Annotated in this window: 21 protein-coding genes; 13 read left to right on the top strand and 8 right to left on the bottom strand. The window is 68.7% G+C overall.

All coding sequences use genetic code 11. The features are described from left to right. Positions 1–191 precede the first annotated feature (191 nt). Positions 192–3194 carry a serine/threonine-protein kinase gene (locus F0U63_RS28995; protein WP_395834613.1) on the top strand — a complete coding sequence of 1001 codons (3003 nt, stop codon included), beginning with the start codon at positions 192–194 and terminating at the stop codon, positions 3192–3194. A 46-nt stretch (positions 3195–3240) separates the two neighbouring features. Here the strand turns inward: F0U63_RS28995 and F0U63_RS28990 are convergent, their stop codons facing one another. Further along, on the bottom strand, positions 3241–5772 hold the full coding sequence (locus tag F0U63_RS28990) for a DNRLRE domain-containing protein (protein WP_395834611.1): 2532 nt from the start codon (positions 5770–5772) through the stop codon (positions 3241–3243). Between the two features lie 397 nt (positions 5773–6169). Here F0U63_RS28990 and F0U63_RS28985 point away from each other — a divergent pair, with 397 nt between their 5' ends. The 4 genes from F0U63_RS28985 to F0U63_RS28970 all read left to right on the top strand — a co-directional run bounded on the left by F0U63_RS28985 (position 6170) and on the right by F0U63_RS28970 (position 10186). Then, complete coding sequence (locus tag F0U63_RS28985; RefSeq protein ID WP_395834609.1) at positions 6170–6604, top strand: hypothetical protein; 435 nt, start codon at positions 6170–6172, stop codon at positions 6602–6604. A 166-nt stretch (positions 6605–6770) separates the two neighbouring features. After that, positions 6771–7883 (top strand): hypothetical protein, encoded by a 1113-nt coding sequence (locus F0U63_RS28980; protein WP_395848443.1) that lies wholly within the window; start codon positions 6771–6773, stop codon positions 7881–7883. A 49-nt stretch (positions 7884–7932) separates the two neighbouring features. Next, complete coding sequence (locus F0U63_RS28975) at positions 7933–8604, top strand: Isoquinoline 1-oxidoreductase subunit (RefSeq protein WP_395834607.1); 672 nt, start codon at positions 7933–7935, stop codon at positions 8602–8604. A 49-nt stretch (positions 8605–8653) separates the two neighbouring features. Next, a complete protein-coding gene (locus tag F0U63_RS28970) occupies positions 8654–10186 on the top strand; it encodes an aminopeptidase P family protein (protein ID WP_395834605.1) in 1533 nt (510 codons plus the stop codon). A gap of 4 nt (positions 10187–10190) precedes the next feature. On the opposite strand, the gene F0U63_RS28965 is transcribed toward F0U63_RS28970, so the two are convergent. Both F0U63_RS28965 and F0U63_RS28960 read right to left on the bottom strand, forming a co-directional pair. Beyond that, positions 10191–12401: a molybdopterin cofactor-binding domain-containing protein gene (locus tag F0U63_RS28965; protein ID WP_395834603.1), complete on the bottom strand. Its 2211-nt coding sequence runs from the start codon at positions 12399–12401 to the stop codon at positions 10191–10193. After that, the gene (locus F0U63_RS28960) at positions 12398–12865 is read right to left on the bottom strand and encodes a (2Fe-2S)-binding protein (protein WP_395834601.1); all 468 of its coding nucleotides are present in this window, start codon (positions 12863–12865) and stop codon (positions 12398–12400) included. Before F0U63_RS28960 ends, F0U63_RS28965 begins: the two co-directional genes overlap by 4 nt. Before the next feature lie 183 nt (positions 12866–13048). On the opposite strand from F0U63_RS28960, the gene F0U63_RS28955 reads away from it, so the two are divergent. The 3 genes from F0U63_RS28955 (at position 13049) to F0U63_RS28945 (ending at position 15667) form a co-directional block, all read left to right on the top strand. Next, complete coding sequence (locus tag F0U63_RS28955; RefSeq protein WP_395834599.1) at positions 13049–13654, top strand: Uma2 family endonuclease; 606 nt, start codon at positions 13049–13051, stop codon at positions 13652–13654. Between the two features lie 808 nt (positions 13655–14462). Beyond that, the gene (locus F0U63_RS28950) at positions 14463–15029 is read left to right on the top strand and encodes a hypothetical protein (protein ID WP_395834597.1); all 567 of its coding nucleotides are present in this window, start codon (positions 14463–14465) and stop codon (positions 15027–15029) included. 11 nt (positions 15030–15040) lie between these two features. After that, complete coding sequence (locus F0U63_RS28945) at positions 15041–15667, top strand: hypothetical protein (RefSeq protein ID WP_395834595.1); 627 nt, start codon at positions 15041–15043, stop codon at positions 15665–15667. A gap of 73 nt (positions 15668–15740) precedes the next feature. Here F0U63_RS28945 and F0U63_RS28940 read toward each other — a convergent pair whose 3' ends face one another. From F0U63_RS28940 to F0U63_RS28930, 3 genes are all read right to left on the bottom strand, one after another. After that, positions 15741–16634, bottom strand: coding sequence for a sterol desaturase family protein (locus F0U63_RS28940; RefSeq protein WP_395834593.1), 894 nt, complete (start codon positions 16632–16634; stop codon positions 15741–15743). A 17-nt stretch (positions 16635–16651) separates the two neighbouring features. Further along, complete coding sequence (locus F0U63_RS28935; RefSeq protein ID WP_395834591.1) at positions 16652–17293, bottom strand: TetR/AcrR family transcriptional regulator; 642 nt, start codon at positions 17291–17293, stop codon at positions 16652–16654. Positions 17294–17525: 232 nt separating this feature from the next. Then, on the bottom strand, positions 17526–17798 hold the full coding sequence (locus F0U63_RS28930; protein WP_395834589.1) for a DUF3892 domain-containing protein: 273 nt from the start codon (positions 17796–17798) through the stop codon (positions 17526–17528). 893 nt (positions 17799–18691) lie between these two features. On the opposite strand from F0U63_RS28930, the gene F0U63_RS28925 reads away from it, so the two are divergent. Then, a complete protein-coding gene (locus F0U63_RS28925) occupies positions 18692–19003 on the top strand; it encodes a helix-turn-helix transcriptional regulator (RefSeq protein ID WP_395848442.1) in 312 nt (103 codons plus the stop codon). 16 nt (positions 19004–19019) lie between these two features. On the opposite strand, the gene F0U63_RS28920 is transcribed toward F0U63_RS28925, so the two are convergent. Both F0U63_RS28920 and F0U63_RS28915 read right to left on the bottom strand, forming a co-directional pair. Beyond that, on the bottom strand, positions 19020–19733 hold the full coding sequence (locus tag F0U63_RS28920) for an iron-containing redox enzyme family protein (protein WP_395834587.1): 714 nt from the start codon (positions 19731–19733) through the stop codon (positions 19020–19022). An 84-nt stretch (positions 19734–19817) separates the two neighbouring features. Continuing rightward, positions 19818–20615 carry a GNAT family N-acetyltransferase gene (locus F0U63_RS28915; protein WP_395834585.1) on the bottom strand — a complete coding sequence of 266 codons (798 nt, stop codon included), beginning with the start codon at positions 20613–20615 and terminating at the stop codon, positions 19818–19820. A 235-nt stretch (positions 20616–20850) separates the two neighbouring features. Here F0U63_RS28915 and F0U63_RS28910 point away from each other — a divergent pair, with 235 nt between their 5' ends. The 4 genes from F0U63_RS28910 to F0U63_RS28895 all read left to right on the top strand — a co-directional run bounded on the left by F0U63_RS28910 (position 20851) and on the right by F0U63_RS28895 (position 25677). Continuing rightward, positions 20851–21468, top strand: coding sequence for a sigma-70 family RNA polymerase sigma factor (locus tag F0U63_RS28910; protein WP_395834582.1), 618 nt, complete (start codon positions 20851–20853; stop codon positions 21466–21468). Positions 21469–21976: 508 nt separating this feature from the next. Next, positions 21977–23863, top strand: a complete 1887-nt coding sequence (locus F0U63_RS28905) for an ATP-binding protein (protein ID WP_395848441.1) — start codon at positions 21977–21979, stop codon at positions 23861–23863. A gap of 122 nt (positions 23864–23985) precedes the next feature. After that, positions 23986–25257, top strand: coding sequence for an Ig-like domain-containing protein (locus tag F0U63_RS28900; protein ID WP_395834580.1), 1272 nt, complete (start codon positions 23986–23988; stop codon positions 25255–25257). Positions 25258–25290: 33 nt separating this feature from the next. After that, a complete protein-coding gene (locus F0U63_RS28895; RefSeq protein ID WP_395834578.1) occupies positions 25291–25677 on the top strand; it encodes a nuclear transport factor 2 family protein in 387 nt (128 codons plus the stop codon). Positions 25678–25900 lie beyond the last annotated feature (223 nt).

The following is a 25900-nucleotide window of genomic DNA, read 5'->3' as shown; positions in this document are numbered from 1 at the left end:
GAGAACGAGGGGCGGCGGGGGCGTCAAGCACTTCCCTGGATCCGCCCAAGACCCCTCCCACCGAGGTCCGGTCCGTCCTCACGTGCCGGGGAAAATACGCTACAGTCCCCAGGTTCCCCATGACTGGATGACGCCGTGCGCGTGCCCCCCGCGCCGGAGGGGATGTTCTGGACTCGCGAGGAGTTGGGCCGGTGGAGACGCAGGGCTGCAGTGCCACGATCAACCGCGTGCGCGTGGGCACCATCCACCACGTCCGCATCGCGGGCGTCATCGATGAGACGTTCCCGCTGACCTCGAAGATCAGGGATCTCGTCGGCTTCATCGTCCTCGATCTGGGCCAGGTGGAGCGCATCAGCTCCTTTGGTGTCAGCAAGTGGATCGAGTTCACCAGCAAGCTGCCCCCCGGGGCCCTGTCGCTCTATCTGGTGAACACGCCCCCGGTGATGGTGGATCAGCTCAACATGGTGGAGGGCTTCGCGGGCGTGGCGCGGGTGCTGTCCGTGCTGGCCCCCTACCTGTGCCGCGCCTGTGGCGAGGACCGGCTGCGGCTGGTGGATCTGCAGGCCGAGGCGGCGGTGATCGCCGAGGGCCGCGCCCCCGTGCACACCTGCCCGGTGTGCGCCGGCAAGCTGGAGTTCGCGGACCTGCCGAGCGAGTTCTTCGACCACGCCCGGCGCCAGCACTTCGGCACGGTGGACCCGCTGGTGATGCGCTACCTGCGCGCCATCATGCCCAGCGCCCCCGTGCCGCTCACCACCCACCTGAAGATCGTCCAGGACGACATCACCTACATCACCCTGGCCAGCGAGCTGACGGGGGACCTCAACGTGCGGCGGCTGGCCACGGGCCTGGAGGGGCGCGTCGCCTTCGACTTCTCCCACGTCTCGCGCGTGGAGCCCGACGCCATTCCCAAGCTGGAGCAGGTGCTCGACACCGCCTCGCGCGGCGCCCAGGTGGTGCTCTGCCGCGTCACGCCGCCCGCGCTCACGGCCCTCGCGCGCTTCGGCCGGCCGCTCGCCGCGCGCATCAACACCCTGTGGCTGCCGAGCGAGTGCCGCCACTGCGGCAACGAGAACCCCCAGCGCACCCTGGCCTCCGAGTACCTCGCCCGGCTGCTCGCCAACGCCAGCCCCGAGCGCGAATGCCCCGTGTGCGGCGGCACCGCGCGCCTGCCCGCCATCCCCCAGCTCGTGCAGCTGCTCAGCCAGGCCTCCCTGGTGGAGACGCGCCTGGAGGACATCGAGGCGCTCGAGCCGCGCGCCCTCAGCCAGTACCTCTTCTCCACGAACGCCGAGCCCTCGGAGAACAACGAGGGCAAGGAGAGCCATTCAGACCTCAACAACGACATCGGCGCCACCCGGCTGCGCGTGCTGCGGCGGCTGGGGCAGGGCGGCATGGCGGAGGTGTTCCTCGCCCGGCAGGCGGGGGTGAAGGGCTTCGAGAAGTACGTGGTGATGAAGAAGGTGCTGTCCCAGTACGCGGAGAACACCGACTTCGTCGACATGCTCTTCGCCGAGGCTCGCGCCAACGCGCGCCTCACCCACCCCAACGTCGTGCAGACGTTCGACATGGGCATGTCCGAGGGCGTGGCGTACATCCTCATGGAGTACGTGCGCGGGCCGGACCTCAAGCGCCTCATGACGGAGATGAAGCGCAAGGGCATCTCCCTGCCGCTCGAGCACGCGCTGCGCATCATCTCCGAAACGGCCGCGGGCCTGCACTACGCCCACAGCTACGTGGACCCGGCCGGCGTCTCCCACCCCGTGGTGCACTGCGACGTCAGCCCCCACAACATCCTCGTGTCGCTCGATGGCGCCATCAAGCTGGGCGACTTCGGCATCGCCAAGGTGCAGGGCGAGGAGGTCGCCCGCTCGGGCGTGGTCAAGGGGAAGATCTCCTATATCTCCCCGGAAGCCGCCGCCGGCCGGCCCCTGGACGCGCGCAACGACGTGTTCTCGCTCGGCGTGGTCTTCTTCGAGCTGCTCACCGGCCAGCTCCCCTTCAAGCGCGACCACGACGCGGCCACGCTCAGCGCCATCGTGCGCGACCCCGCCCCCGTGCCCTCGCAGCTCAAGCCGGAAATTCCCCAGGACGTGTCGGAGATCATCCTGCGCACCCTGGAGAAGGATCGCATGCGCCGCACGCCCTCGGCCGCCGCCCTGCGCGAGGAGATCGAGGCGGTCATGGTCCGCCTCGGCCTGCACTCCTCTCCCGCGGAAGTGGCCCGGTTCTTCCTCACTACGCTGGGGGATCGGCTCGCGGAGTTCGGCCCCATCTCGCCCGCCACCGGCTCGTTCCCCGCCGTGGTGTCGGCCTCGAACAGCCCGACCCGGACCGGACCCTCGCCCATCTTGAAGGGGTCCACCGGAGAGACCCCCATGGAGCCTCCGCCCCCCGGAACGGCCTTGAAAAGCCCGAACTGGACCGGACCCTCGCCCATCCTGAGGGGCTCCACGGGGGAGACGCCGATGGTTCCTCCGCCCCCCGAGACGGTCCTCTCCGCCGTCCTGGCCGCGCCCGTTCCGCCCGCCACCCCGGCCGCTCCGCCTCCGGTCTCGCCGGCCCAGGCCGCCCCCGCGCCCACCTCCCTGGCCGCTCCTCCGCCCAAGGCCGCGCCGGCCCCGCCCGCCATTCCGTCCCCGGCGGAGGCGGTGCCCGCGGCCTCCCGCGCCTTCCCCGTGCGCTGGGTCGTGGCCGGCGTCATCGGATTGCTGGCCCTGATCGCGGTGGGCGTGGCCCTGGCCGTGAGGCGCTCGGATGCGAGCGTCGAGGTGCTCAATCGGGAGCCCGGGGAGCAGCTCTACGTCGCCGGTCTGCGGGTGGAGGATCCCCAGACGCTCGATCCGAAGGAGGTGCGCCAGCGCATCATCTCCACCTCGGTGGAGGGCCGCCTGCGCCGCTTCGGCCTCGCGGTGCGCGAGGACGTCCTCGACGTGCACACCCTCACCGAGACCCAGCCCGTGCCGGGCAGCCAGGGCACGTTGAAGGTGAGCGAGCCCACGGGCTGTCTCGTCGAGGTGGATGGCCGCATGGCGCCGGGAACGACGCCGGTCTCCCTGTCCATCGAGGCGGGCCGGGAGCTGGAGGTGCGCGTGAGCTGCCCCCAGCATCCCACCTGGTCGCGGCGGGTGATGGCGGTGCCGGGACAGGAAGTGGTGGCCGTCGCGCGGGCGCGCGAGCCCGTCACTCCTTGAGAAGGGGCCACGGGGAGACGCGCTCGCGTCTCCCCGTCACCCGGGACTAGGGAGTGAGCCGCAGGTAGAACAGGTCGGAGGCTCCGCGCGGCGTGTACGTCACCCCGTCATGCTGGAAGGGCAGGGCGAAGTCGCCCCCGATAAGCACGTCCATTCCGGTCGTCGGAGCCAGGAGCATCCGGGGCCAGTAGTAATCCCCCGTGAATCCCTCGAGCGAGCGGGACCAGAGGTGCGCGCCCGTCGCGGTGTAGCGCGCCACGAAGGCCGAGTTCGCGACGCGCCCATCTGGGCCCACGACACCACCGCCCAGGTCGACATTGCTGCCAAAACCCGAGACCGTGTAGGTGTCATCGCTCGCCGCGACGAGGTTCAGGATCCGGGTCCCCTTGAGGTCGCGCAGGGCCTTGTCGCCGCCCGTGGCGCTCAGCGTGCCCGTGAAGCCATTGAGATTGCCCGGGTAGCCCTGATCCCACGGAACACCTCCCGTGTACGTCCCGCCTCCGAAGGTGAAGGTGCCGCCCAGGTTGGCGCCGAAGGCCACGTCGCCATTGGGCAGCGGCCGGACGGCGATGACCTCGCCGTAGACCCAGGAGGAGGAGGGGCCCTGGAACACCCGCTTCCACTGGAGCGCACCCGTGGCGCCGTCGTACTTCGCGAGGTAGGGCGAGCTCCAAGCGATCGGCTGCCCATCACCGAGGTCCGCGCCGGAGTTGGCCCGGCCCGCCACGAAGACATGGCCCGCGTTGTCGGTGCTCACCGCCCGGGTCTCCGCCGTGGGCTCGGCAGGCGCCCCCTCGGTGGCACGGGACCAGACGTGCTGGCCCTGCCAGTCGAACTTCGCGATGAAGCTGCCCGGGTAGGCATCCTCGCTGTAGACGCTGTTGCGACCCGCGAAGAGTACGCCGCCTCCGAAATCCACCTCTCCATGGAAGTTGCCCACGACGATGAGGCTGCCCTGGGCATCCGTGGCCACCGACGCCGCCTGGACGGGCCAGTACTGGAGTTCCTGGTCCGGGACGTAGAAGTAGGTGGCGACGAAGCCGTGGCTCCACACGATTTGGCCGGTGGGAGAGAACTTCGCGATGAACGTCCCCGCGGTCCACGCTCCGGGTACCGTGGGCAGCGCGCCCGTGCCGAGGTCGGGCGAGCCGGAGTAGAGGCCCACCACGAGGATGTTGCCCTCGGGGGTGACCGTGAGCGCCTGCGGGCGGACGTTCGCGGTGGTCACCTGCCGCGTCCACAGGGGCGAGCCCGCCGCGTCGTAGCGCGCGAGGGCGAAGCCCGTCTCACCGGGGAAGGGGGCATCGCCAAAGCGGCCCGCCGCCACGAAACCGCCCTGGGAGTCGGCGCCCAGCGCCAGCAGCCGCTCCTCGCCCGCGCCGCCGTAGTGCCGGGTGTAGTTCGTGCGACCCCCCGCCGTGCCCCGGTAGGTGCAGTAGGGGCCCGACTCGAACTCGACGCGCAGTTGGGGATGCCGCTCGGCCGCCGCCGCGTTCGACGACACGAAGTCCACCCCATCGCTCGAATCCGACAGGAGCCCGAAGAAGGTGGCGCCCCGTTGACTGGCCACGGTGCTCGTGACGTCCGCCTCCACCCAGGTGTTGGCCGCGATGGCGCCGAGATCCGCCAGCGGCGGGCCCACGATGGCCGGCCGGGTGTTCCACTCGAAGTCATAGTCCGGCCAGCTCCAGCCGCCCTGGGTGGTGTGCACCCGCGGACCGTTGGAGGTGCCATCCGTGGCGTACAGCCGCACCGTGGCCCGCTTCACGTTCCACGCGTCGAGGTCGTAGATGTACTCGTTGGAGAAGAACAGGTAGGACTCCAAGCGCGTGGGGCTCGAGTCCACGCGCAGCACGGACTCGCTTCCGAAGCGTTGCGTGGGCTGGGCCTCGGACACGTAGGTGTCCCCGTAGGGTTGCTCGGTGTGGCTCTTCGTGTAGACGCGCGGCAGGCAGGTGGGCTCGGAGTCCACCGTGAGCACGAGCTGGGGCCTTCTGTCCGCCCGGCTGTTCTCGCGCGAGGCGAAGTCCACGCCATCCGCCGAGGTGGCCTCCAGGATGAAGGAGTAGTCGCCATCTCCATGCACCGCGGCCGACACGTCGAAGTCCGCCCAGGTGCCACTGGAGAGCGCCCCCTTGTCTTCCAGCCACTGCTGCTCGGAGGTGTACGGCGACCGGTACCAGGTGAGCGTCGAGTCCTGCCAGTCCCAGTTGCGCGTGCCGTAGAGCCGCGGTCCGTCCACGGTGCTGCCCGTGACATACAGGCGCAACCTCGCGTGGACCACCGTGCCCGGCAACCCGGTGACGTTGAAGCGCAGATACCCGCGTTCCTCGGGTGACTGGTCCACGCTCAGCGTTTCCCCGCTTCCGAAGTTCTGCTCGGGCGAGTCCCGGCGCGCGAACGCATCCGCGCTTGGCGTGAAGGTCACCGTCGTGACCAGGGCCTGCTCCACCCGCGAGGCCGGTGCCTCTTTCCGGGGCTCCTCCTGTCCGCTCTCCCCCGTACCGCAGTGGGTCAACAACGCCACCGCCGCCACTCCGCCCATCCACCTCGCGCCCCACCCCCATCCACGTCTCATCGCGTCCTCACCTCGTGATGCGGCTCGTCCGCCGCACACGCGGGGTATGCACCCACTGTGCCCGTGAGTGTCATACGGGTGGAAGACATTGGCTCTTCGGGACGGGTGGTCCCGTGTCACGTTCGTGTCGTGCGCGGCCCACGCGGAGAAGTGGGGTGCCCTGGAAGGCGAGGGACGGAGTCTGTTCGAGGAAGCAGATTTCCGAGGCCGGGCTCCCGCGCGGGGAGGGTGGGCGGCGGCGGTCCGTCTCCTCGCCCTTCGAGGTGCCTCGCTCGTGCCGTGGCTTCTGGCGGGTAGGCGTTGGAGATAGGGTAGGCGGCATGACGTTCACGCGGTGCGTCGTGGTTGCGCGGACCCTGGAGGGCCGCCGGTTTCCGGAGACAGGTGCGTAGAGGGTATGGCCGCGTCCATCATCTTCGACGACTCGCTCTGGCCCCTGCTCGTGTCTCGCTTCGAGGGGCAGGTCTCGGACGAGGCCTATGAGGAGTACCTTCTCCAGGGTTCGCTCTACCTGCGGCGCGGCGAGCCGTACGTCAGTGTGCTCGACACGGCGCGGCTCTCCCTGCCCACGGCGCGTCAGCGCCAGCGCCAGTTCGAGTGGCTGAGCCAACACGCGCAGCCCATGCGCGAGCTGCTGCTCGGCTGCGCGTTCATCATCACCTCGCCCCTCATCCGGCTGACGATGAGCACCGTCTTCCACGTCATGCCCATGCCCACGCCTTATGTGGCCGTGCAGGACATGGCACGGGCGGTGACCTGGGCCACGGACCGGCTGAGGGACGCGGGCCACGCCGAGGCCGCCGCGGGCATCCTCGAGCGCTTCCGCCGCTGACCTCGGCGGAGCGGGGAGAGTGTCGCCCCGCCATCACCGGGAGCGCCCGGATGCCTGGGGGGCTTGCCGGCATCACGCGTCCTCGGGAAATTCGGAGGGAGCGCGAAGGGCCTGAAGGATGGATAATTCATTCCAGGTCCTGGCCGGTCGCCGCGGTGTCTTCCCCATGCTCTTCCTGGCTTCAGACGATGAGTCGAATGTTCCGGGCCCCCGGACGAACCTGGGTCCCGTGGATCCGGGGGCCTCGACGGTCCTGTCCTTCCGCCACCTGCTGTCGGAGGCGATCTCTTCCTTCCTCTCCGAGGCCGGACTGGGCTCCGCGCAGGTGGGCGAGCCCCTCAGCGAGCTGCTCGTGACGCTGTCGCGCTACCGGGAGGAGGGCGAGCCGCTCTTCCCGGTGGCGTTCCTGGGGGACGACCTGGACGGGATGATGCGGGTGCTCAACGGCAAGGATCCGGTGGCGGTGGGAACGGGTCCCCGCACGCGCGAGACGGTGCAGCGGGCGCTCAAGCAGTGCGCACCGCTCGGCCAGGGACGCTGGTGGTCGCTGTACCTGCTGCTCGTGCCCGAGGGCTTTCGCTACGGCATCTTCCGCACCGAGCCCTCGCCGCTGGTGGAGACGCCGCTGGAGCGCATGCGGCGCGCGGGAGATGGCGCCTCGCGCATGGTGGGCGTGCTGCAACTGGCGGAGAACGTCGTCGAGCTGCGCGCGCTGGGCGGACTCACGCGGCACGTGTTCCTGTCGGGCGCGCGGGCGGAGAACCTGCTGCCCACGGTGGCCATGGACGAGCTGGCGCTGGGGTTGACGGCGGACGTGCGCGAGCCGGCGCGAGGCCTCACGCGCGACTTCTACCGGCGCGTGCTCTTCGAGGCCATGCAGTCCTCGCACGGCACGCTGGTGGCGGTGCTGCCCAAGGGGGGCTCGGCCCTGCCGCTCTTCGTGGACGGCGTGCTGCTGGACGCGCCCATCGACATGGTGGCGCGGGTGATGCGCCACCACGAGGCGCCGGAGGTGGAGTCGGCTTCCGCGGTGAGCGCCATGGCGCAACTGCTGCGCGGGATGATGGCCACCGACGGCATCACCCTGCTGCGCTCGGATGGCGTCATCCTCGGCTACAACGTCTTCATCCGGCACCCGGAGACCCTCAGCCGCGAGGCGGCACGCGTGGGGGGCGCCCGGCGGCGCACCTACGAGGTGCTGTGCGGCTGGGTGGGGCGGGAGCTGACCACGGCCTTCTTCCGCTCGCAGGACGGCGCCATCGCCTGCTGCCGGGACTGAGCGTTTCGGCCCTGGCCGTGACTCCGGGCGTGTGACAGGCTCGCGCCGCATGCGAGTCCTCCCCGTCATGCTTCGGGTGTTGAGCGCGGCCACCGTGCTCCTCGTGGGGTGCAAGAACGCCGCGCGGCCACCGCCTCCCCAGGAGCCGGCCCCGCGCACCGGACGCGAGGAAGAGGTCCTGCCGCCGCTCCGGCCCGTGTCGGACTTCTCCACCATCGCCGATCCCCGGGCCCGTTCGATCGCGCTCTTCACCGAGGCCGGCCGGGTCATCACCCATCCGCGATGCACCAACTGCCACCCGGCGGACGGGGTGCCGCGCCAGGGGCTGGAGCAGCGGCGTCACCTTCCCGTGGTGTCCGGAGGGGAGGAGGGCCACGGCCCGCCGGGACTGCCCTGCGCGACGTGCCATCAAGCGGCCAACCTCCCCGTGGTGGGCGAGACGCTGCGCGGCGTCCCCGGCAACCCCAAGTGGGCGCTGGCTCCGGCGGAGATGGCGTGGGTGGGCAGATCCCTGGGCTCCATCTGCGTGCAGATCAAGGATCCGGCACGCAACGGCGGCAAGGATCTGGCGCGGCTGCACCACCACATGGCCGAGGACGTGCTGGTCGCCTGGGGGTGGGATCCGGGGCCCGGGCTCCAGGCGGTGCCCGGCACGCAGCGGGTCTTCGGGGAGCTCATCCAGGCGTGGATCGACACGGGGGCACACTGTCCGGAGCCCTGAGCGCTCCGGGGATTCGAAGCACTCCACCTGATTGTTCAGGATGCCAACCATGCAAGACAAACCGCACGCCCTCGAACAGCCCGTGACGTCCGAGCCCCAGCAGCCGGCGTCCCCGCCGAAGCAGAACAGCCACGGCAGTGCGCGCCCGCCCGCGCTGCTGGACTTCATGATGAAGGACTGGAAGCCGGCCACCACGAAGCCGCCGCCCCGCCTCAAGCACGCGGAGTCCTTCCTGGCGCGGCGCCGGGCCCTGTCCAAGCTGTTTCCCGGGGAGACGCTCGTCATTCCCACCGGGCACGAGAAGGTGCGCGCCAACGACACCCACTACCGCTTCCGCCCGGGCAGCGACTTCTACTACCTGACGGGCAACCTGGAGCCGGACTGCGTGCTGGTGATGGAGCCCAAGCAGGGCGGCGGCCACACGGACATCCTGTTCGTGGAGCCCAACCCCGGCCGGAGCGATCCCACCTTCTTCACGGATCACGTGAAGGGCGAGCTGTGGGTCGGCCCCCGGCTGGGCGTGGAGCAGAGCAAGGCCCGCTACGGCATCGACGAGTGCCGGAGGCTGAACGAGCTGCCCGCGCGGCTGTCGTCCTTGCGGGGCGGGGCGATCCATCCCTGGCGCGTGCTCCGGGGCTTCTCGGCCAAGGTGGACGGCGTGCTGCCCGAGCAGACCGAGAGGGATCGGGCGCTCGCCACGGCGCTCTCCGAGATGCGGCTCCTCAAGGACGCCCAGGAACTGCGCGAGCTGTCCGCCGCCATCGCCTCCACGCATCGAGGCTTCGAGGACGTGATCCGCTCGCTCCGGTCCGCCCAGAGCGAGCGCACGGTGGAGGGCATCTTCAACCTGCGCGCCCGGGAAGAGGGCAACGACGTGGGCTACGGCATCATCGCCGCCTCCGGCCAGCACGCCTGCGTCCTGCACTGGAGGCGCAATGACGGGAAGCTCGAGCCGGGAGAACTGCTGCTCCTGGACGCGGGTGTGGAGGGCAAATCGCTCTACACCGCGGACATCACCCGCACGATGCCCCTCAGTGGCCGCTTCACGAAGGAGCAGCGGGAGATCTACACGCTGGTGTTCGAGGCCCAGGAGGCGGCGTTGAAGGCCGTCAAGCCGGGCGTCGACTTCATGGAGCCCAACCGCGTGGCGATGCGGGTGCTCGCGCAGGGACTGGAGCGCCTGCGCATCCTGCCCACCTCCGCCGAGGAGGCGCTCAAGGACGAGAACCAGTTCCACAAGCGCTACGCGCTGCACAACATCAGCCACATGCTCGGGCTGGACGTGCATGACTGCGCGCAGGCGCGGCAGGAGGTCTACAAGTACGGCAAGCTCCAGCCCGGCATGGTGCTCACCGTGGAGCCCGGCCTGTACTTCCAGGGCGATGACCTGACCGTGCCGGCGAAGTACCGCGGCATCGGCGTGCGCATCGAGGACGACGTCGTGGTCACCGCGCGGGGCATGCGCAACCTCTCCGAGGCCATTCCCCGCGAGGCGGACGAGATCGAGGACTGGATGGCCCGCGTCTGGAAGGAGAGCGACAAGAAGGCGGGTGGCAAGCGCGGAGCCGGGAAGAAGCGCTAGCCCGTCACTGCCCGGCCGTCTTCCGGAGCGCGGCCAGACGCTGGGGCGTCAGGGGCAACTCCCGCGCCCGGAGGCCCGTCGCGTCGAAGACGGCGTTGGCCAGGGCCGCCGCCGTGGGCCCCTGCGCGGCCTCTCCGGCTCCCAGGAAGGGCTCGCCCGGGCGGTCGATGAGCGCGACCTCCACGGGCGGCACCTCCGAGAAGGTGAGCACCGGGTAGCTGCTCCAGTCGCGCGAGAGGATGCGCCGCGTGTCGTGACGGACCTCCTCCTTGAGACACCAGCTCAGGGTCTGGATGAGGCCGCCCTCGAGCTGATTGGTGAGCCCGTCGGGATTGACGATCTCCCCCGCGTCGGCGGCCAGCACGGCCCGCGTCACCCGGAGCGCGTGGGTGGTGGGCTCCACGAAGACCTCGAGCCCCACCGCGCAGTAGCTCGCGAGGTTCTTGTAGCGCGCGAAGGCGAGGCCCCGCCCATGGTGGGGCGGTCGGGCGGAGTCACCCAGGAGCGCCGCCGCCTTGCGCAGGACGTCCTTCGCGCGGGGATCCTCCAGGTGGCGCAGCCGGTAGGTGAGCGGATCCACGCCCGCCGCGTGGGCCAGCTCGTCCATGAAGCTCTCGATGGAGAAGACATTCGCGTGGGCGCCGAGCGCGCGGTGGGACGAGGTCCGCACTGGCATCTCGGTGACGAAGTGCGTGGTCACCCTGCGCCCGGGAAACGCGTAGAGCGGAATGGCGTTGCGATCAGCGGCGTAGTTGGGCGGCCCGCCATTCCTGGGGATGGGCTGGGGAAAGGGCTCGGCCAGGGAGCGGCCCGCGAGCAGGTTGCCGGGCTCTCCCCCCGGGCGCGTGCCATGCGACGTGGACCACAGCTCGTACGTCCAGTCGAGCACGTTGCCCGCCGCGTCCACGCTGGCGCGCACCTTCGTCACCATCGCCGGGCCATAGGGCTCGCACGTGTGCTCGTCCTGGCGCGACCACTGCACCCGGACGGCGCGGCCGGGCAGGGCGCGGGCCAGGAGCGCGGCGTCCGCGGCGGCATCATCCGCCCCGTTGTGGCCATAGCAGCCCGAGCCGCTCAGGTGCCGGCCCCACACCTTCTCCGCGGGCAGGCCCAGCATCTTCGCGATCGCCGCGCTCGTCTCGAAGATGGTCTGGCTGTGGGAGTGGAGCGTCAGCACGTCCCCGTCCCAGTGCGCCACCGCGCACGACGGGCCGATGGAACCGTGCATCACGTACGGGCGGCGGTAGCTCGCCTCCAGGGCGCGCGCCGGGGCGGGACCCTCCGGGCGCTCGGCGTGAGCGATGACCGTGTCCTGGGTCTTCTGTCCCAGAATCCAGGCGTAGGGGTCCTCCGGAAGACGGGCGTGTTCCCGCCACCGGGCGCTCGCCGCCAGGCGCGTCGCCGCCTTGTGGGCCTGCCACTCCTTCTCCGCGATGACGCCCAGGAAGTCCCCGTCGCGCACCACCCCGAGCATCCCCGGCAGCTCCCGCACGGAGGCCACGTCGGCCTCGAGGAGCGTCGCGCCCTGGGACGGGGCCCGCACGACGCGGCCATGCGCCAGCCGGTCGGGACGCAAGTCGTGCACGAAGCTCGGCTCGCCGGAGAGCTTGCCGGGAAGATCCACGCGCGCGATGGGCCGGCCGATGTAGCGCCGCGCTGAGGCGGGCTTGGGCGCGACGGTGCCCGTGGCCTTGCGGTTCCAGGTGCGTCCTCCCATCAAGCGCCAATAGGTGATGGAGCCGCCCCCGGTGGAATCGGTGACGGTGCCGTCCTGGACCGTCAAACGGGTGACCGGAACACCCAGCCGCTCGCCGGCCATGGCCAGCAGGAGAGAGCGCGCCTCGGCGGCGGCGGCGCGCACCGCCGTGCCCCCCTCGGGCATGGACATGCTCCCCGCCGTGGCTCCCTGGCGGGGCGAGTGCCGGGTGTCACCGGAGACGATGACCAGCCGTGACAGCTCGATGTCCAGCTCGTCGGCGCACAGCTGCGCGAAGGCCGTCAACACGCCCTGGCCCAGTTCCACCTTGCCCGTCTTGAGCGTGACCCCGCCGTCCGCACCGATGCGCAACCAGGCGTCGAGCTGGGGATTGCGCTGGAGATCTCCCGGGAGCTTCCCGGGGGCCGTTTGGGCTCCGTGGCCCGGTGGAACCGCCAGGGAGAAGGCCAGCACCAGCGCGCCCTGGAGCACGGCTCGCCGCTCGATGCGCGCGCTCATCGCTGGCGCTCCGCCGCGGCGCGCTGGATGGCGCGCACGATGCGGTTGTGCGAGCCACACCGGCACAGGTTGGCGTCCAGGGCGGTGCGGATCTCCGCCTCGCTCGGCGTGGGCTTTTCCCGCAGCAGCGCCTCGGCCGCGAGGATCATCCCCGGAATGCAGTACGCGCACTGTCCCGCCTGCTCGGCCAGGAAGGCGCGCTGGAGCGGGTGCGGCGTTCCGTCCGGTGCGCGCAGACCCTCGAGCGTGGTGATCGCGCGGCCACTCAGCGAGGCGGCGGGAACGAAACACGAGCGCAGGGGGGCGCCATCGCTCAGTACGGTGCAGGCACCACACTGGCCCACGCCGCATCCATACCTGGCGCCATTGAGCCTCAGCTCGTCGCGCAGGACGTAGAGAAGGGGCGTGTCCTCGTCGGTGTCGATGGAGTGGGTGGCTCCATTGACGGTCAGCGTGAAGGCCATGGCCGAGTCTCCTGCCCGGCGAGCGGGCTCGTGGAGCCTAACAAGCCCCACTCCTCACGCTCTCTCGCTGGCGAGGAGAACCCGGCGAAGTGTCCACTCATGCCATCACGCACCGGCGGGGCTCCGCGACTCCGGACGGCGTCGGGATTGCACGGTGCGCGGGACATACTCCATCTTCCACTCATGGCTCCGCGCCACCCCGATGATCCCGAGTCCACCGAGCCAAACTCCCCGTCCATCGAAGCCGCTTTCCAGGCGGCGCCTCCGGAGATGGTGACGGAGATCCTCGGCGGCGAGCTGCACCTGAGCCCTCGCCCGGCCCGAGCGCACACCAACGCGGCGTCGCGCCTGGGCGCTCTGCTCTCGATGCCCTTCTTGTTCGGCAGAGGGGGTCCGGGCGGATGGGTCATCATCGATGAGCCCGAGCTGCACCTCGGCCCCCGGCCGGACAAGCTCGTGCCGGACATCGCGGGGTGGAGGCGCGAGCGCCTGCCGCGGGCCGTCGGAGGAGAAGACGCCCCGGCGCACTACGACCTCGCCCCGGACTGGGTGTGCGAAGTCCTCTCCGAGCGCACGCGTCGCATCGACAAGGTGCAGAAGATGCGCATCTACGCCCGGGAAGGTGTGCGCCACGTCTGGCACGTGGACCCGATCGCCCAGACGCTCGACCTCTTCCGGCTCGAGGGACGCCACTGGCTGCTCGTCGAGACCTTCGCCGGAGACGAGCGGGTCCGCGCCGCGCCGTTCGAGGCCGTCGAGCTCGAGCTGGCGCTCGTCTGGTCCGAGTAGAGGCGCGGCGGCCTCCCCTCATGTGGAGCGGTCTTCCAGTGGCTTGACGGGTCCATCTGCATTTTCGTGTAGTTCCGGAGCAACGGTTTTTGACTGCGTCGCTTCCGGAGGTGCGCTGTGTCCACTCGTCTTCCTGGCGCTCGCCCTGTGAGCGCGGGGTTGAGCCCCTGCGTTGGCGCCTGGGCCCTCCTCCTCTCCCAATTGTCGTGTGCCTCGGGCACCCCAGGGGACAGCTTCGTGGCTTCCCGCTACCACTCGCTGACGCCCCCACCAGCGCCCAAGGAGCGTGTGGCCGCTCCGGCGGAGCCCGGCCTCGAGTCCGCCACGGTGTACGACGTGGACTTCCTGGAGCCCGGCGCTATCGCCACCCGGCCGGTGCGCATCCCCAGGGCCGAGTTCCAGCAGGCCTTCCTGCGCTTCTCCCGCGACGTGCGCCTGGGGACGAAGATTCCACGAGCGGCTGCCCGGGCGCTGCTCCATCTCCTGCCACCCTCCGAGGGCGTCGAGACGGTGGACAGCCAGGGAGACTGGCTGCTGGAGGTGTACCGCGACCAGGCCTACACCCTGGTGCCCGAGCGCCAGGAGGGCCCGGTGGTCCTTACCCCCGCAGCAGATGAAGCCTTGAGGGTCAGGTACCTCCAGTGGTGCGTGCCCCGGGGAGGAGGCGACTGCCTGGGCCTTCTGGACGACGGGCCCTACCTGCGCACGGATGATCGGCGGGCGTTCGCCCTGGCCCTGGCCTTTGGCCACGTGCTCGACGAGACGCGCGGGGCCCTGGTGCACGAGCTACTGGGCGACGGAGGGCGCCTTGGCCAAGGCCATAGTGACGGCGGAGACGGTGGCCACCTCTCCCCAGGGCCCCCTGGCCGTGGTGCTGCTCAAGAAGGGGCAGGGCAGTGGGGCGGGACAGGCCCCAGGGGGCCGCTATGCGGAAACCGTCATTCGCCACCGGGGCGGCAACCGGCAGGTGGAACTGAGCGACGGCCAGCGCTGGCACTTGCCCCGGGGCAAGTCGGCCGCGGACATTCCCGCCGAGGACAAGGTGGGGGACATGCTCCAGGAGGCCGTCACCCAGGCCGCCAAGAAGTGGGGGCCTCACCGCTTGAGCCAACAGGAGAGAGCTGCCATCAGAGAAGCAGAAAAGCAGGGCGAATACTGGCTGGCGAGACTGCTGGAACGCGAGGCCCGGGGGCGGTTCGTGCACGAAGAGGTGAAAGCCCAGTTGCGAGGCAGCCTTCAGTTCAAACACCAGGGAGTGGACGTGGTTGACCTGAAGACGGGCCGCCAGTACGAGATGCTCTCCGGCACGGAGTCGAATCTGGCTCGTCACGGCAGGCGCATGGCGGGCGAGTTGTTCCGGATGCTCACCTTCTGAGAGGAGCAACCATGGGGTGGCTGGAGAACGTCCTCATTGAGAACAAGGAGATTGAAAACGAGCGGCTGGAGCTGTCGGACAAGAACTCGCTCTATTTCCTTGGCCCCAACCTGTCGCTCAGGAACTGCACCGTTGTCCTGAAAGTGTCCGCCAGGAACCTGATCATCATTGGAGCACGGTTCATCGACTGCACTTTCGAGGTGAAGCAGGAGTTGAAGAACCACCAGCAATGGGTGAAGGCCTCCCTCAAGAGGTGCCGCTTCAAGGGTCGCTTCTCGGGGTGCGACTTCGGGCACTGGCCCGACTACGGTACAGGTTGTGAATATGGGGCCATCGAGGACTGCGACTTCACCGAGGCCCGGCTGGATGGCTGCCGCATCATGGGCTCGGACCCCGCCACCCTTCGCTTTCCCAAGTGGCCCTGCTTCACCCTCCTGGACCCCATTGGGCGAGCCCGCGAACTCAACAGCGTCCAGTGGCCGGGACGCTTTGGCTCTGTTGTCATCGAGGACCTGTACGACCAACCGCCTTCTACCAAGGCCCTGACACTCTTCGCCCCATCCGAGGCGCAGCGGTACGACGCCAACCCGGAAGAATTCCGCGCCATCGTCGAAAGGTTCGACTGCATCCTCTACTGAGGGGCGATCCGGGGTCGCGCGGGGCCTCGCGGAGAGCCCTTGTTGAGGGGCTGCGACGCGACCGAATAGTCCCTCACGCGGAGGAGACGTGCTCGCTCGCGGGGGCCTGAGGGGTCGGGAGCGCCTCGGTGTTGTCGCCGGGGGCCTTCCAGGCGGGCCCGCGGAACACGAGGCCCAGGCGGACGCGCAGTGGGGCGGGGCGGCGCACGTCGCGCAGGATGGCGGCGAACTCGTGGAAGGCGATGCGCACCGGGTTGTACGTCTTCAGGTTGTGGGTGAGGCCATAGACGGGGCGCTCGTCCTCGGCCTGGAAGGTGCCGAAGAGCCGATCCCAGATGATGAAGATGCCGGCGTAGTTGCGGTCCAGGTAGCGCGGGTTGGCGCCGTGGTGCACGCGGTGGTGCGAGGGCGTGTTGAGCACCCACTCCAGGGGCCCCAGCCGGTTCACCGCCTCGGTGTGGATCCAGAACTGGTAGAGCAGGCTGATGGCCTGCTGGGTGACGATCATCACCGGGTGGAAGCCGAGCAGGGCGAGCGGGGCCCAGAACAGCGTGTTCGTCATGGGCGTCCACGTCTGGCGCAGGGCGGTGGACAGGTTGTAGTGCTGGCTGGAGTGGTGCACCACGTGCGAGGCCCAGAAGAAGCGCGACTCGTGATGGATGCGGTGGAACCAGTAGTAGCAGAGGTCGTCGGCGAACAGCAGGGCGACCCAGACGAGCGGCCCGGTGCCCAGCCGCAGCGGGGTGAGCTGGTAGAGCGCGGTGTAGAAGGCGAAGGCGATGCCCTTCCACACCATGTTGATGGCCGAGTAGCCGAGCCCCATGGACAGACTGGCCGCGGTGTCCCGGGCGGCATAGCCCTGGAGGCCCGACTCGCGATGACGCCAGAGATAGAGCCCTTCCACGGCCATCAGGAAGATGAACGCCGGGATGGCGTACAGGGTGAGATCGATGGGCGTGTCGGCCATGGGGAGGCTCCTTGTGCTCAGGCGGGAGAGGAGAAGGCGCGGCGGGAGAGCTGGACGAGCAGGGTGAGCATCGCGCGGTGGTCCGGATTGGCGGGGAGGGCCGCGCCTCCCACGGCCGCGCCCTGCACGGCGTTGAGGATGAGCTCGATGAGCGCATCGAAGCCGGGGTGGGCGGCGGCGACCTCGGGGAAGAGCTCGCGCGCCACGCGGTGCAGGTGGCGGCGGTGGGGCGGGTCCACCACGCTCAGGGCCGCGGCCAGCTCGGCGTCGGTGCGCGCGGCGACGTACAGCTCGATGGCGGCGAGCAGCTCGGGCCGCTGGTAGATGAACCACAGCCGCTCGATGGCCTCGGCGATGCGATCCTCCGCGACGGCCGGCAGGTCGGCGAGCTCGGCGCGGTAGCGGGCGATGAGGAGGGGGAAGAGGCGCTCGACCGCCGCGGCCAGCAGCGCCGCCTTGGTGGGGAAGTGCTTGAACAGGGCCCCGTGGGACACCTCGGCGCGCTGGGCGACCGCGATCGTGGTCGTCCGCGCATAGCCCAGCTCCACGAGGCACTCGACGGTGGCGTCCAGCAGCTTCTGGCGCGTGGAATCCCGGCGCTCCTGCTGGGTGCGCCGGGCGGGCGGCGCTCCGTCGATGGGGAGGAAGGAATCGGACATGTCAGAAGTATGAGTGGCTCCGCCCCAAAAAGAAAGTGAGTACTCACTTCCTGTTTTGGGGCGCTCGTTTCCCTGGACAGAAGGGAGGGTTCCGAGGCCGGGGCGGAGTACCTCCTCGAAGGTACAGACGAACGGGGGAGGGCTTCCTTATTCCTTGGCTGTGACCACGCGGAGCCCGGGCTCGGAGCCGTTGTTGCGCCGCGTGGCGAAGGGAGAGGCGCGGATGTGCCCGTCAGAAGCGGGGGAGCGACAACAAATTGTCTGTGGGACGGCCGTCCGCGTAGGTCCGCAGGTAGGGAGGATTGGCTCGAACGACGAGCACCTGCACGTCGCCTCGATGGTCCTTCACCCGGACGTCCTGCCCCCGATCGATCTTCCTGACCATTTCCGCCCGGGTGTCCTGGCTGCTTTGTCGCGTGGTCGTGTCCAGCCACTTGACGTCCGAGATGTGCTCGTGACTGGTATTGGCCCCAGTGGCCAGACGGATGTGTGTGATGTAGAGCATTGGGTGCGTCCTTTGTCGGGACACGGCCTCGTGCCGTGTTCGAGACTGAAGATGCACCTGGACGATGACCAGGTCTGTACCATCAAGGTGGTAGCAGGCGCTGGCTTCCGGAGCGAAGAAGTGGGGGGATGATCATGATGCGCCTGTCGGACATGGAAAAGTGGGAACGCGATATCGCCAGCGAGTGGGTGGATGAGCTCCAGTTCGCGCAAAGCCTCGCGGATGTGCAGGAGGTCTCCGAGCGACCGTTCCGCCAGATGTTCCAGGCGGATGGCTCGGCCATCTGTCTCTCCCTCCTGGGAGATCCCAGCCGATACGAGTGGCGGACGCGGCTGTCCGCCCCCCTGCTCGAGGACTATTCCGCCTGGGCGTACAGGGATTTCGTGCTCGGCGCCGTGATGCGAAACCCCAACGTTCCCTTGTGTGAAGACGACATGCTCCGGGGCGAGAAGGTGGAGAACACCTTCACCTATCGGCTGAGCCGCGAGCGTGGCATGCGGCTGAAACATGTCTTGTCCGTGGGAATCCTTCGCCCGGGTGAGGCGTGGCACGGAGGCATCACGCTGTACAGCGAGCGCGATCCCTTTCACTCGAGGAGCCGGCAGTTCCTCGAATGGGCGAGGCACCGGATCGAGAATTCTTTCTGGAACATTCGCAGGTTCGCCGATGCGCACCGGGGCCAATTGCTGGAACTCATCTCGAGCCAGACCCATGCCGCCCTGGTCCTGACGCCACGGGCCGAGGAGGAACTGCGAACGGCTCACGCCGAGAGGGTGCTGGAGCGGTGGTTCACCCCTTCCGACCTGGACTCTTCGGGCATTCCCCTCGTCCTGTCGGAGCGGTTGGCCTTGTTGGTGAAGACGCAGGGCGCGGCCAGAGCGGACGCGCGCATCATGGAATGCCCTGGCGCCGACGCGACCCTGCGAGTGGAGTTCAACCCCCTTTGCCCCGTGAATGGACGGGTCTACTGGGAGCTGAGAATGCAGGAGATTCCCCATCCCTTGCCCAAAGCCTGGCGAGATCGGTTGAGCAAGAGGGAGGCGCACATCGCGACCCTCCTGCTTCAAGGCGGACAGAACGAAGACATCGCCGAGGCGGCCGGGTGCTCGGTGGGGACGGTGAAGAAGCACCTGAGCAGGATCTACCAGAAGGTGGGGGCCGATAGCCGGGCGGACTTCATCGCCCGGGCCTCGGTGCGGTCGTGAGCGGCGCCTGGATGGCTCAGTGCGTGGGGTGCTCCGGAGCCTTCCGCGCATCACTGGAGAAGAGCCCCAGGTAGAGCGAGCGGGTGGTGCGCGCGGACAGGAGCATGGCGGACTGTTCCCGCGGGTCCTTCATCGAGCGCAGCAGCCGGGTCAGCTCGGCCACGTGCTCTCCATCCGCCTCCCCATGCCCGCGCAGGAAGGTGACGGCCTTGTGGATGTTGGGGATGTTCCGGGCCGCGAGCAACCGCTCCACCGCCTGGGGCGCGCGATGCACGGCGAGGTACTCCAACACATACGCGGTGCCGAGGAAGGCGAGGGGGATGCCCGCCAGCGCCGTGTACCGGTTCCAGGCGATGTAGGCGTTGACCGCCGGGCAACGGCCCGCCGCCGTGACCCGCTCGGCCGACCAGCCCAGGTTCTTCAGGTCCGAGAGCAGCCAGCGCTCGTGGCCCCGCTCCTCGGCGGCCTTGTGCAGGAACAACTCCCCGAGCGCGGTGTGGCTCCCCGCGCGCTTCATGCGCTCGCCCGACTCCATCAACAACGGCGTCGTCCACCGCACGTAGTGGTAGGCCTGCACCAGGTAGCGGCTGTAGCCGGCCGCGTCGATGCTGCCGTCGAAGAGCTTCCGGGCGGTGGGGTGCGCCTCCAGGTCCTCCACCAGCGTGCGCGCCTCGTGCTCCAGGGTCTCCATCCAATCCATCCGTGACTGCGTTCCATTCTGCGTGTGCATGTACGTCTCCTGTTCGGGGCCGTGGAGCGGTCCCGTTCGTGGGGGTGAAGGGGTGAGGGGAGGGGTGATGAAAAGGCGTCCGGTTCAGGACTCGCGGACGTTCAGCGACTCGAAGTGCGTCAGGGTACGGGCCGGAACCTCATCCAGCGCCGCGACCAGCGGCAGGGAGAAGCGCCGGAAGCCGGAGTCATAGAGCGGGTCGGCGATGAAGCGCGCGCCCATCCTGCGGGCGAGGAAGGACAGGACGCGGGGCAGCCGGAGTCCCTCGAGCCGCCCCTGCCGGGCGCGCTCCCGCTCCAACTCCGTGTAGATGGGCGTGTGCGCGACGGCCGGAGGCGTCTGGGGCGCGAGGGCCCGGGCCCGCCAGTGAGGACTCATCAGGCGTTGATGGCAGGCCACCTGGGCGGCGAGTCGCGCGTCCTCGGCCCAATCCGTGTCCATGTTGGCCGAGGCGATCCAATGCGTCACACCCCGGCGGCGGCTCTCCCGGTAGATCCCGGCCTGCAACCACAGGATCGCCTCGGAGTTGCGCCAGGATTTGAGGATGCACAGGCGCGTGGTCTCCGCGAACACCAGACCCGGTCCCTCCATCGCCGACAAATCCAGCTTGCGCTCCAGGTCGATCCCCAGCCGCCCGCCCATGGCGCGTGCCACCTCGGCGTTGGGCAACAACAACCGAGAGGTGGCCACCGGTGCGTCGCCCGCATAGACGATGAGGTGCACGGTGGTCTCCAGCGTGTCGAAGCAGTTCACCTCCCGCGGCGCGGGCGGAAGGGTGCTTCCGAGCAATCCCAGCTCCGCGCCGAAGACAGCCCAGCGGATGCGCAGCGCATCGTCCAGCTCACGCTGGGTCGTGGCGACGCGACAAGACAGCGGTGTCATGGTTCCCCTCCGTAGGGAATGAGCGACACGGCGTCTCGCCGTGTCTTCTTCCTTTCATTCGCCGCCAGAGGCCCGAGTTCGCCACGCGGTGTTTTTTATTCCGCCCGCTTCTTCCTTCCTGGCTCAACCCCACACGTGGGGTGGCGGACTGTGCGTCGAACTCCCCGGTACCGGAGCGAAGGATGCGGCGAGACACCGTGAGCGCGAGGTCGACCGCACCTGGCGAGGAGAGGGGATGAGGATGCCACCACGAGGAGTACCACCGAAAGATGAACAGGATCTGCACAGACGAGCACTTCGACGAGATCCAGTCACCCTGTCTGATCTCTACGGGTTCTTCGCCCAGCAGATCACCCAGTTCCTGAGAGACGATCTGGGGTGCGAAGAGTACGCGGCTGACAATGCCATTTTCGATACGTTCCTGGCCTACGTGGAGCAGCCCGAGCGGTACGATCCCCAGAAAGGCCGTTTGCTCTCCTACCTGACCCTGGCGGCCAAGTGTCAGGTGAGGGATCGGCGCAGGTCGGAAATATCGACAGCCCGGCGGGAGCGCGAATTTGGCCGCGTTGTCGAACTCTGGCGAAGGACTCCGAAAGAGGAAATGGAGAACCTCGTGGAGGCCATACGTGCACTGGAGCGAATCGTCAAACGAGGTCAGCTGAAGGACGAGCGGGACGTGGCCTTCCTCGGGCTGATCCTGAGAGGGGAGCGGTCCACCGAGCGGTTGGCGGAAGTACTGGGACTGGGTTCATTACCCCTGGAGCAAATGCGGCGGGCAGTGAAGCGGCATCGGGATCGACTCATGAAGATACTGGAGCGTTTCGGAAAGGAGGACTCCGATGAGCCAGCCTAGCTGGTTGAAGACCGCGGCCCGGCGGAGCGAGGAGCACGCGTGGATGCTCGGTCATGTGTTCAAGAAATACCGGCAGCTCGAGCGCAAATCCTCCGAGGAACTCGCCATGCAGTTGGGTTGCTCGTTGGAGACGCTGGCCTGGCTCGCGCTCTGCCACCGTCCCGACGCAGGCCGGTTCGACGAGGAACTGAACGTCATCGCGGAGCGCTTCAACGTGGATCCCAACGGCCTCGCCGAGGTGATCCGACGTGTGGAGGTCGTGGGCGTCCTCACCACCCGCCAGACGACCTGGAGCACATCCACCCATCCGGGCATGTTCGCGGCGTACGATTGGAATGACCATCAGATCATCCGGCAGGATGATTTCTCCTTGTGTGTTTCGGGACATGCCGAGGCCGTGAACAGCAGGGCGTTCTTCCAAGGCAGCCAGCTGATCGGCATCAAACCGCCCGTGCTCATTCGCGTCCCCACGGCCGCGCGAGCCGAAGCCCCACGCCAGGCTCCGCTGATGGGTGCCAGAGCACCTTCTCCTTCGATGCATGCTCGCGACGATGTCACCCCGCCACTTCCGGAACAGGAGTGGAGGAAGTCCCTCGAATTCGGGAAGCAACCCAAGCTCAGCGCGGCGATGGACCCCGAGCTGGACAATGCCGTGGGTTTCACCCACTTCGACTCCACGGCGAGCCACGACGACCTCATCACGGTCCTGGCGACCCGGGAGGACCTCCACCTGCTCTCCTTCCAGACACTCGTGCGGATCAAATCGAAAGAGGACAATCGCTCCTATCTGGGGGTGGTCGTGCGCGGGCCGTTCGCGGAGTCCGATGCCATCTCCGCCGGTTCCACCCTGGCCTTCGGAGTGGTGGTGCAGGGCAAGAAGCTTGCCTACACCTTCGACTACCATGGACGCGTGGAGGTCGAGCTCCTGGGCGAGGAATCGGGTGGAGAGCTCCTTCCGCCTGATCATCGGCCCCGGCCCAGGAGTCCGGTCTTCCTGTTGGGCGTGGAAGAGAGCGCGGTGGTCCTCGGCATGGCGGGTGATCTCTGCCTGGGAACGGTCTCGGGTCATGACCGGATGGAGGCCCGCTTCGATTCCCGGGACAAGTCCATCCTCCCCCGGCACACGGGCATCATCGGGACGACCGGTGGTGGCAAGTCCACCACGGTCGCCACCCTCATCCATCGCGCGCAGGCCGCGGGCATCGCGACCATCGTCTTCGACTTGGAGGGCGAATACACGCACGTGGATGAACCCACGGACCACGCGGCGATGATCGAGACCCTCGAGGGCCGGGGCCAGAAGGCCGAGGGCGTCAAGGATCTCCACATCCACCACCCCACCGGCCGCGACAGCCGCAATCCCGGTCACGACAACCTGCACGGCTTCTCGCTGAACTTCTCCAGCCTGTCGCCCCATGTCATCGCGGAGATCCTCAATCTCTCCGAGGCGCAGCAGGAGCGCTTCCACGAGGCCTATGACGTCACGAAGCTGCTCCTGGAGGACTTCGAGATCTTCCCCCGGCCCCGGAACGAGGAAGACCGTCAGCGCATGCTGGATGTCGATGAACTCACGACGGGCTATCCCCAGATGACTCTCCAGCACCTGCTGGACGTCGTGAGCGCGTACCTCTACAGCCTGCGCTCCCCGTCCAAGCGCAAGGGGGCCTCCGAGGAGTCCACGCCCCGTGGCCCGCGCCTGCTCAGCGAGTTTGGCCGCAACGTGGGCCGTGTGATGGCCCGCGTCTACGCCCAGAGCAGCAAGAACGAGATCAGCTGGACGGCGCTGGCGGGCAAGCTCCACCAGTTGCGTCGGCTGAACATCTTCGACGTCGACACGGCCCCCGGTGTGGACCATGAGGCCATGCTCACGCCCGGGCGGGTGTCGGTGATCGATCTGTCGGGCACGGACTCGCCCCAGCTCAACAACCTCGTTATCGCCGACATCCTCCGAGGGCTTCAGGAGACCCAGGAGGCGCGCTACCAGCGGGCGAGCGCTGGAGGGGAGCCCGTCACCCCGGTCCTCATCATCCTCGAGGAGGCACACGAGTTCCTGTCCGCCAGCCGCATCTCGCAGATGCCGGTGTTGTTCGAGCAGGTGGCGCGCATCGCCAAGCGCGGACGCAAGCGCTGGTTGGGGCTCGTCTTCGTCACCCAGTTGCCGCAGCACCTCCCCAACGAGGTGCTGGGTCTGCTCAACAACTTCATCATCCACAAGATCACGGACAGCTCCGTCATCTCCCGCATGCAACGGACCGTGGGCAGCATCGACGCGGGCCTGTGGGAGCGGGTTTCCCAGCTCGCTCCTGGTCAGGCCATCGCCTCCTTCAGCAACTTCACCCGTCCGTTGATGGTCGCGGTGGACCCCGCCCCCGTGAAGCGCCTGCTCGTGGACTGAGACCCTCCGCCTGGGCGGGAGGCTCCGGTGGGCCTCCCGCTCAGCGCAGGCTATCGCACATGGTCCTCGAGCCCCCGGAGCGGATGCGGAAAGGCCTTGGGGGCATGCGATAGTGTCGCCCCATGAAAACGCTTCGGTTCGTCGCGGGCTGTCTTGTCATGGGGATGATGGGGTGTGGCGGGGACGCGGACTCCGTCGCGCCGGTGAATGTCCGGGTGGTGGAGGGGGTGACGCCAGGCGAGCGCGTCTCGGGCTCGCGGATCCTCCGGGCCACCGCCGAGGACAACTCGGGCACGGTGGCCCGGGTGGAGTTCTCCGTCGCCGGCTCGCCAGTGTGCATGGACGACATCGCACGGCGCTCTGGTTCGACCTTCTCGTGCACCTGGGACTCGTCCACCACTCCCGTAGGCGACCACCAACTCACCGTGAAGGCCCAGGACGCCGCGGGCAACAGCGCCCTCTCCGCGCCCATCTCCATCACCGTCCTGGCGCCCAACCGTGCTCCCACGCTCGGTCCGGTGACCACGACGCGGAAGACCCTCGACGAGGGCTCCGCCGCGAGCCTCGCGGTGACCGCCACGGATCCCGATGGCGACACGCTCACCTATTCCTGGACCCAGAGCCCGTTCGCGCCCCTGGGGACGTTCGCCGAGGGCGGCAACGCCACCCCCTCGTGGACCGCGCCGTTCATCTCCCGCGACACGACCTTCCTTCTGAAGGTGACGGTCTCGGACGGGAGGGGCGGCTCGACCCAGGGCACGGTGTCGGTCACCGTCATGAACGTCCCCGCCCTCAACCAGGCGCCCAGCGTGGACGGGGACATCGTCGCGGACCCCGAGGGGCTCGTCGCGGGCAAGTCACTCCCCCTGTTCATCTCCGCGAGGGATCCGGATGGGGATCCGCTCACCTATTCCTGGACGACGGAGCCTCCAGGAGCGGGGGTTTTCACCTCTCCGGACCAGGCCTCTACCGAATGGCGCTCGGGGGAACTCAGCCAGCCCGCCTCCTATACCCTGAAGGTCACCGTGTCCGATGGCACCAGCTCGGAGAGCCGCTCGGTGCCCGTGCAGGTGGGCATTCCCTCCTATGCCCAGGACATCGAGCCCATCTGGAGTGCGAAGTGCTCGAGCTGCCACAACGGGAATGGCCCCGAGGGACTGAACCTGCAGGTGGGCAAGTCCCACGCCTCGCTGATGGCATCCGGGGGGGGGTCGTGTGCCTCGGTCCCGCGGGTCTCGCCCGGCCGCCCCGAAGTGTCCCTGCTGGTGTGGCGTATCAGTGCCGAGGATTGCGGCATCCGGATGCCCATGGGCAATTCCAGCTACTTCGACTCCAACCAGGGAGAGCTCACCCAGATCCGCTCGTGGATCCTCGCGGGCGCGCTCGACAACTAACGGTGGTTTCGTTCCACCCGAGGGGAGGACCCGATGAACACGGCTGACGAGGCTCAACTGAGCCAACTCGAACAAGACATGTTCAGCGCCATCCGTACACGGGATCGCCAGATGCTCGAGTCCATCCTGGACGAGCGCTTCGAACTGCGCATTCCGGGGAGTCCTATGGCGGATCGCGCCGGATTCATCGAGGCCATCCTCGCCATTCCTGGCACCATCCTGTCCGTCGGGTCCGATGACCTGCGAGTCCATGTCTACGGAGACGTCGGAGTCCTCACGGGCCGGCAGTACGCCCGGGTGCGGTTGGAGGACGGCACGACCGTGGACGATGTAGGTGCCTTCACGGATATCGCCCTCAAGCGCGGAGGACGGTGGCGGATGGTTCTCGCCCACAGCGTCCCGCTGCCGGCCACCCCCTGATTTTTCGCGGGCCCGAATGGGTCTTGCATCCGCTGCGGCAGGGGGGTGATGGCCACTTCAGTCGAGGAGGCCCACGTGGCCCGAGGGTTTGACGACTACATCACCGCTTGCCAACTGGCGCCACGCAATGGGGTCCAAGATGGTGAAGCAGGGCCACTTGGGAAAGCGAAGGGTGGCAGGGTCACAGCGTGGGCGGCTTGCCGTGGCGTCTTCGCGCCCAGCC

It is taken from the genome of Cystobacter fuscus, from assembly GCF_044360685.1.
GTDB classification, from domain to species: Bacteria; Myxococcota; Myxococcia; order Myxococcales; family Myxococcaceae; genus Cystobacter; species Cystobacter fuscus_C.
This window is presented reverse-complemented; position numbering and strand designations above follow the sequence as displayed.